At 56.2% G+C, this 7611-nt stretch carries 5 protein-coding genes; 2 read left to right on the top strand and 3 right to left on the bottom strand.

Annotation, left to right across the window (positions count from 1 at the left end; translation table 11 throughout):
- Nucleotides 1–127: 127 nt before the first annotated feature.
- Together IEX04_RS18500 and IEX04_RS18495 are read right to left on the bottom strand one after the other, a co-directional pair.
- Nucleotides 128–1816, bottom strand: a complete 1689-nt coding sequence (locus IEX04_RS18500) for a flavin monoamine oxidase family protein (RefSeq protein ID WP_382344690.1) — start codon at nt 1814–1816, stop codon at nt 128–130.
- Between the two features lie 46 nt (nt 1817–1862).
- Nucleotides 1863–3341 (bottom strand): amino acid permease, encoded by a 1479-nt coding sequence (locus tag IEX04_RS18495; RefSeq protein WP_188687513.1) that lies wholly within the window; start codon nt 3339–3341, stop codon nt 1863–1865.
- Nucleotides 3342–3438: 97 nt separating this feature from the next.
- Here IEX04_RS18495 and IEX04_RS18490 point away from each other — a divergent pair, with 97 nt between their 5' ends.
- Entirely contained in the window at nt 3439–5022 is a 1584-nt protein-coding gene (locus IEX04_RS18490) for a PucR family transcriptional regulator (RefSeq protein WP_188687512.1), read from the top strand.
- Nucleotides 5023–5097: 75 nt separating this feature from the next.
- Nucleotides 5098–6549 carry an HNH endonuclease gene (locus IEX04_RS18485; RefSeq protein ID WP_096254768.1) on the top strand — a complete coding sequence of 484 codons (1452 nt, stop codon included), beginning with the start codon at nt 5098–5100 and terminating at the stop codon, nt 6547–6549.
- Nucleotides 6550–6590: 41 nt separating this feature from the next.
- On the opposite strand, the gene IEX04_RS18480 is transcribed toward IEX04_RS18485, so the two are convergent.
- A complete protein-coding gene (locus tag IEX04_RS18480; protein WP_268236931.1) occupies nt 6591–7385 on the bottom strand; it encodes a nitrilase-related carbon-nitrogen hydrolase in 795 nt (264 codons plus the stop codon).
- Between the last annotated feature and the right edge of the window lie 226 nt (nt 7386–7611).

Here is a 7611-nt window from a genome sequence, read left to right as displayed (position 1 = left end):
TACACAGTTTTGGGGGATGTTTCAAATCGGTGGCCTCTTTTCCACAGTGACCGTGCACACCTATTTTTTTCTAGGGTTTAAAGTCCGAGCCCCGCACGGATTTTCCGTACGGGGCTCGGTGAATTATTTATGAATCAAGCACTGCCGGTTTGAGGTCAAGTCGCTTGGGACCATACTCGGCCAAGAACTGACCCGGCCCAGGATTGGTAGCCGCATCCATTCCTCCCAGATGCTCAACTACGCCCCACACGGCATTCAGTCCGGTAGTAACTGCGCCTTCGGCCCAGCCCGCGGTCCACGAGACATCGTCGCCGGCAAGGAAGATGCCGCGGTGCTCCGCCGCCATCTCCTGCTGGTCGAAGTGCGTGTATAAACGCTCCTGGTAACGGTAGTGACCGGGCAGGTTGGCTTTGAAGGCACCCATGAAGTTTGGGTCCGACTCCCAGGACACGGTGATCGGCTGGCCCACTATGTGACTGCGAATATCCAAACCAGGATAAATCTTCTCCAACGAGTGCAGCATCAACTCCATGCGGCGCTCCGCAGAAAGCGACAGCCATTTGAGCGCATCGTCATTCCAGGTGTAGGACAACAAAATCACCGCCGGCTGGTCATCGCCGTTGTCGAGCAGGTAGGTAGCCCGGTTCAAACGGTCCGTCAGCGTCATCGACATCAGATACTCGCCGGTGACCGGATCGCGGTCTTTCCAGAACGGACGATCAACCATCACAAAAGTCTTCGACGACTGCATGTAGTGACTGCGTTCGATCGCGGTCCACAATTCGGCCGGGAATAACGCTTCATCGGTATCAATACCGGTAGATAGCAACCAGGACTGCACGGTGGAGACCACCGCACCAAATTCCGCGGTTCGACCAAAGCGTTCGGTGACCTCAATGGTGTTCGAACCGTTGAAACCAGCATTGTCGGTGCGGTATACCTTGGCTACCGCCCCACGCGGCGCCCCACCGTGCAGCGAAGCCAACGAGGTGCCTGCCGGCCAATGTGCCATATTTTCCGGTGCATGGTTCCACAGCGCCTTGGGAAGTTGCGCGGCGCCCCCGGTGATGCCACGGTGGTGGTCGTCGGCGTCGGTGTAGACCACCCGCAGAATCTCCAGAATAGAGTTCGGGAAGTCGGTGTCCCAACCGCCAGAGCCAAAACCAACTTGGCCGAAGGCCTCGCGGTGCTCGAACCCAGCCTCCGTGAAGGCCTTAGAGTTCGAGATGAACCCGTAGAAGCTTTCCTCGTCGAACTCCTCAAGAATTGAGTTCCACAATTCCTTGATGGTTTTGGTGTCGCGGGTCTTGATGGCCTGCTGCATCTGTTCGAAATGCGCGTCGTCTCGCAGTGCCTGCTTCCAGGCCTCTGCCACTTCACGATAGAACTCGGGGAGGTCTTCCTCTTTTTCCACGTAGATCTTCTGGCCCTTAAGCTCGATCACCGTAGAGTCGGTGGGATCTGCCAGCGGATTCGGGAAGTCGTAGGTGTCTAGGCCCAGCAGGTCGATGTAGTAGTACAGCGCCTTGCTGGAGACCGGGAAGCGCATACCGCCCAGATCGCAGGTGATCTGCGGGGCCGCGAGGAAGCTGGCGGTACGCAGCCGGCCGCCGATCTGATCCGCCTCGTAGACTACCGGTTTCAACCCCAATTTCATCAGCTCATAGGCGGTCACTAGGCCGGAGAGCCCCGCGCCGATTACCGCTACCTCGGTGCCATACAACTCTTCGGGGACGCTGCCCAGCCCGGCCGGGTTGGCCAGATAATGGTCGTAGCTGAAGGGGAAGTCCGGGTTGAGCATATTGATGCTGTTCATTGCGAGTCCTGTAAGTCCTTTGTTCTTGTTGATGCAGCCGCGCTGTTTACTGGTTTTCGCCCACGTGGCTGGCGATGTAGTCCTGCTTGCTCAGCTGACCCAAGCGCGAACGGCGTCGACCGTAGCCCAGGTAGATAACAATGCCCACCAGCATCCAGATCAGGAAGACCACCCACGTGTGCCAGCCTAACTGGCTCATCAGGAATAGGCAGGCGAAAATTCCGAGAATCGGGGTGATTGGGTACAGCGGAACCCGGAAGGTGCGCGGTGCCTGCGGTTGGCGTTTACGCAGGTACATCACCGAAACGCCCACCAGTGCGAAGGCAAACAGGGTACCGATGCTGGTGGCGTCGGCTAGCGCACCGAGCGGGATGAACCCGGCGGTGATAGCCACCACGATGCCGGTGATCAACGTGCCTGCAACCGGGGTTCCGGTCCGTTTGGAGACCTTGCCGAAAACCGCGGGCACCAAGCCATCGCGGGACATGCTCATCAAGATACGGGTCTGTCCGTAGAGCACCGTCAGCACCACCGAGGCGATGGCCAGCACGGAGGCGAGCGCGAAGATCAGCACGAAGATCGGCTGTCCGGTCAGTTCGCCGACGATCTGCACCAGTGCCGCTTCGGTGCCCACAAACCAGGTCCACTCGCGCGCACCGATGGCCGACACGGCTACCAGCACGTAGGTGATGGTCACGATCAGCATCGAAAGCATGATCGCCCGCGGCAGATCGCGCTTCGGATTTTTGGCTTCTTCACCGGCGGTTGAGGCCGCGTCGAAACCGATGTAGGAGAAGAAGACGCTGGAGGCTGCGGCGGTGACGCCAGCGGCGCCCATCGGCAGCAGCGGCTCGAAGTTTCCGGCATTAAAGGCACTGAAGGCGACGATCGAGAAGAAGACCAGGATGCCGGCCTTGATGATTACCACGACCGTGTTCACGATGGCCGATTCGCGCGCTCCACGCACCAGCAGCAAGGTAGCCAGTACGACGACGATCAGCGCCGGCAGGTTTACTACGCCTCCCTCGGCGGGACCCCCGGCCAACGACACCGGAAGTTCCATATTAAAGGTACGCAGCGTCTGATTAACATATTCGCCGGCGCCCACGGCCACCGCGGCTACCGAAACCGCATACTCCAGCACCAGGCACCAGCCGCAAATCCAGGCGATACCTTCTCCCATGGTCGCGTAAGAATAGGAGTAGCTTGAACCAGAGACCGGGACCATGCCGGCCATTTCCGCATAGGACACCGCCGAAAGTAATGCGGTGACACCGGCAATCACAAATGAGATCCAAATAGCCGGACCGGCGATCGGGACCGCGGCACCAAGAATCACCAGGATGCCGGTGCCCATCGTGGCACCCACACTGATCATGGTCAATTGCCACATGCCTAAGGTGCGACGCAGCTGCCCGGAGTTGCTTTCCGCTTCGCCGACCATATGCTTGATTGATTTTCGGCGGCGCAACTGCGGGCCGAGTGCGGTGACGGTTCTTGAGGTCACGTCGCTGTTACTGTTCATCGCAGGTCCTTGCTGGGAAATGGTTTTGCTGCCGAGTTCCAGCCTAAATCTGTGACGGCGCTCTCAACGTGGAATTTTTGAACTAAAATTTTGTTGCATGGGACATTTCGCACCGCAATTGCAGCCCACCTGGGAGTCCATCACACTGGCGCGCTTTTTGCGCCAGCTGCCACCTGCGATCGAACTCGTCCACGACGCCGGCGATCGCCCAGTGCGCTGGGTAGAACCCAGCGATATGGATGACCCAACCGACTACCTCATGGCCGATGAGCTGATCCTTACCAGCGGTTTCCCATTCCTCGAGCACGTTGCGGACCAAGAATGGATCGACCGGTTTATCGCCAAGCTGGTGCAAGCTAAGGCCAGCGCCCTTGGCTTCGGCTTGGAACCTTATTTCTCCAGCATTCCAGAGACGGTCCGTATAGCCTGTGCGCGTCACGGACTCACCCTGCTACAAATTCCCACTTCCGTCCCTTTCGCCGCGATCGGCATTGCCTTCGCCAAGCTCATGGAGGCCGACGGCGCCGCCCAGCTACGCTCCAACGCGGAAGCTAATCGCGCGCTGATGCGCTGCATTTCTCACCTGGATCCCGAACGCCAACTGGTCGCTACGCTGTCCCAACGCCTCAAAGGCTCGGTCAGGCTCACCAATGCATCGGGCCAGACACGTTTCAACACCACAATTGCCTCGATCGCTACACTGGATACCGCCACCGAGGCGCAGATGATCCAAGATGCTTTCCAGGCCACTGGTCCACAACCTTTTGCACTGCACCGACAGGACTCCCAGGTACACCTGACCTTCCCGATCCGAGCCGCCTTCTCACCCAGTGGCCAGTCCCCACTACTTGGCGCGCTCAGCGTCGGATTCTCACGCACGCCCTCCGCCTTCGACCACCACCTCATCACCTCAGCACTAGGCCTACTAGAAGTGCTTGCCCGCGAACGCGCCGCCAGTTCGGCCGCTTCTTCGCAGCTTGCCACGTCCCTGCTCTTCCGCTCGCACACAGCCCTCGACTCCGAGACGTTGAACTACTTAACCGAGAGCATCGGCAGCAATACTCATCAGGCACTGCGAGTCGCCGTCATTTCACCCCTAGGTACAGCGCGCACCACAGAAACTAACTTCCACCTCGCGCATGTTCATGCATTATTCGACACCCGCTTGGCAATGCGGCGCGACGATCACCTCATCGCACTAACAAGCGCCGAACCCGCGACAGATTTATTTGAACGCCTCAAATCCAACGGTTATTTGGCAGCGTTCAGCACCCCTGCCAAATTGGAATCCCAGCTAGGTGAAAGGCTGGGAGATCTACTCGCCCAGGCCAGCGGGTTGCTCCCCCAAATGCTAGAACGCCAACAATGCCTAGACGCCGCGTCTATCCCTCGCACCTTCGCTTCACTGCTACCAGCACAGGCCGGAAGGCAGTTGGCGGAAGAAGAGCTGGCGAAAATCCTTGAATTACCAGAGGCCCGCCGTGACCTCTACTTAGACGTGCTTCACGGATGGTTGGAAGCCAACGGCTCCTGGGATCAGGCTTCGAAAAATATCAATTTGCATCGCAACTCGGTTCGCCGACATATTGCGACTATCGCTGAGATTCTTGGCAAAGATTTAAACCAGGCGCAAGTCCGCCACGATCTGTATCTTGCGCTGAAGTTCCTAACGGCGACATAACCCGCACTACCAAAGGTATCCACAGTTTTTACAGTATTAGAAGACATGTTCGAACTAACGAAGTATAATTAGAATATGTCCGAAGCAATGGCGCAACGACAAGGCCAAGACGAACCGGCGCTTCATGAGGATTTCGAAGTCCAAATGAAGCAGCTGCAGAATAAGCTGGCGTGGATTGAAGAACACGGCAGTAAAGCCGACTGCGTTCAAGCAATAGAAGGACTCGAAGGGCTCGTCTCTTCTTTTCGCTATCACCAGGCAGGTCTCGCTCATCAGCTAGAGAAGCAAGTTGTACGGGAGCATGAAGACCGTGGCACATCCATCGATGATCAAACTCGTGGGGCCGCTAGTACCTTCGCTCTCGCTCGTAAACAGTCACCTCAAGGTGTACGAAACTTCTTGGTCAATTGCCGCATCCTCTTCGAAGACACCCCTAACTTTGCTGCAGCCTGCTCTCGGGGCGAATTCACCGAAGCACAGGCCCAAGCTATCCTCACCCCGTTACAGGATGTCAGGGCAGTGCGTCGCGTTGAATTTGATGAAATCTACGCGTCGACCCCCGACATGTTTGATTCCATGGGGCCAAAACAAATCAAGGAAACCGTTCAACAGTTCGTTCTGGGTTACACCTCGGATCCCGAGTCCAAAAAGCAAAAGAGCTCCGAAGAGAACCGGCACGTCCGTTTTCACGTTGATGAGGACGCGGGGTGTGTGAAGCTCAGTGGCGAGCTCCCGCTCATTGCCGGCCTTGCACTGAAAATGTACTTACGTGAAGAGGCTCGTAAGCTCAAGAAGCAAGGTGACCCCAGGACCCTCGCTCAGATCAAAGCCGATCTACTAACCAGCTATATGATCGCTGGCGAAGCGACGAATATGCGCATTGCTTTGAACGTCGGGGTGATTATGACCGACAGAGCGCTGTTCCTCGGTGAGCGAGAACCGGCATTCCTCGAAGGCTACGGTTTCATTTCAGCCCAGACCGCCCGAGAATGGATCGGTGGCCACCAAATTCCCAATCAGCAGACTTTCGAGGAAATGGAAGCAAAGCTCACACCAGAGTTTATTGAGCAGATTGAAGTGATGACTGAGCTGACCCGGTTGTATACGGCTCCGGGAAACCAAGAATTAATCTCTATGGATTCCAAAGCCCGGATCTTCCCGGAGAAGCTCAAGAAGTTCATTCGGATTCGCGACCGTCACTGCCGCACCCCGTTCTGCGATGGAATGGTCGAAGAAATAGACCACGTAGTCCAGCATGCTAGGGGTGGACCAACCAGTGTTTTCAACGGAGACGGTCGCTGCAGCCTATGCAACAAGGCTAAAGAATTAGCTGGCTGGTATGAGTACGTGACATTGAAGGGCCCGCATTCGATGGTGATCTGCCCTGGCTCCTCAATGTCATACCACTCAACTGCTCCACCAGCGGCAGGGTATGCGCATAAGCCCTTCCCACAAATGATGTGCGATTCGAATTGGATCTCACGAGTTAAAGAACAACTCAAGAACCAGCGTGGCCCTGACCTCTGAGCGAGCTGAAGCAGATCGATGGGATGTTAGGCGAATGCAAACTAGTCTTCCAGCGCGTTGGTTCGCTCGGCAGCCCATTGGGCATAAAGCTCAGGACGAGCTTCTGATAGATATGGAACTTCAGTCTTAGCCCGCTCATAGGGACCAAGGTCAGCGTATAGAACTTCAGGTTCGTGGCCCGCTTGGGCAAGAACAGATCCATCGGGTCCCGCAATTACGCTGGTGCCAGCTAGCTCAAAGCCAGCTTGGCTGCCGCTGTGGTTGGAATAGGCAATGAAAAGTTGACTCTCCATTGCCCTCGTTGGAACTAGATGCGTGCAAACCCGTTCATACCCACGTCCCATGGCCGTCGGGACCAGTAACAGTTCAACAGAACGTCGGGCAGCCTCACGAACGATCTCGGGAAATTCAACATCGAAACAGATCACCATGCCAAGCATCATTTCTTTGTACTCGAATGAGGCAGGCGGATTGACCCCGGGCACGAACACGGCTTGTTCTTCAGAACCGAAGAGCTGAACTTTTTGATAGTGGGCTAGTTCGGTTCCCTTGTGGTCAACAAAGGTCGACGTAATCAGCCAACCACTATCCGTTACTTCAGGAAGTGAGTATGCAAGAGCGATTACATGCTCCGATGCAATTTCCGAAAGACGACGGTGGACGTCTGGAATTTGTGTTGCGTCTAAAGACTCACGTAGTGCATACGGCGCATATCCCACGGCAAACAATTCTGGTGTCAGCAAGATTTCAGCCCCTTCGGAAGCGGCTTGCCGCGCGGCACGCTGAATCACTTCAATGTTGCTCTGAATATCCAAGACCTCAGCCTGGGCCTGCATCACCGCGATGCGCATGTATTTCCTTCCACGAAATCTTGTTGTCTCGGATTAACACTACGTCGAGATAACTACGGGGTAGCTAGGCGGTTTGACACCGAAGTTTCGTATTCAAGTACTTTTCGCACCACCGATAGACAAGGCCATTAGGAATGGGTTTTTAAACAGAAAAAAGGGTCCCACCCTTCCAGGCAGAACCCCACACCACAACCACCCACGCAACCGGCAA

This window comes from Glutamicibacter ardleyensis, from assembly GCF_014644555.1.
GTDB lineage: Bacteria > Actinomycetota > Actinomycetes > Actinomycetales > Micrococcaceae > Glutamicibacter > Glutamicibacter bergerei.
This window is presented reverse-complemented; position numbering and strand designations above follow the sequence as displayed.